The sequence below is a fragment of the Flavobacterium sp. NKUCC04_CG genome, assembly GCF_019345525.1.
Lineage (GTDB): Bacteria > Bacteroidota > Bacteroidia > Flavobacteriales > Flavobacteriaceae > Flavobacterium.
In genome coordinates, this window is sequence record NZ_JAHKRA010000064.1 from 1 (window position 1) to 311 (window position 311).

1 tRNA gene is annotated in these 311 nt (G+C 39.9%); it reads left to right on the forward strand.

Annotation, left to right across the window (positions count from 1 at the left end):
- Window positions 1-17: 17 nt before the first annotated feature.
- Window positions 18-91: transfer RNA gene (locus KO524_RS15240), tRNA-Ile, on the forward strand.
- The last annotated feature ends 220 nt before the right edge of the window (window positions 92-311 follow it).

Below are 311 nucleotides of genomic sequence, written 5' to 3' on the forward strand. Positions count from 1 at the left end.
ACACAATAAAAGTACAGAGTCTCGTAGCTCAGCTGGTTAGAGTACTACACTGATAATGTAGGGGTCGGCAGTTCGAGTCTGCCCGGGACTACAGGTTGCACCTGAGGCAATCTTTTATCTGTATTGAGTTACATCAATACATATAGAGGGTTTACGGGTAAAACACGACTCGTATTTAGAGAAAGTGATTGCAAATCACAATTTTCGACTTACGAATCACGAAAAACACTTTTATTGAAAGGAAATTTTAGAGGTTGACTAACCCGAACACGTTTGGAAGACATACCTTCTAAATTCATTTGGGGGATTAG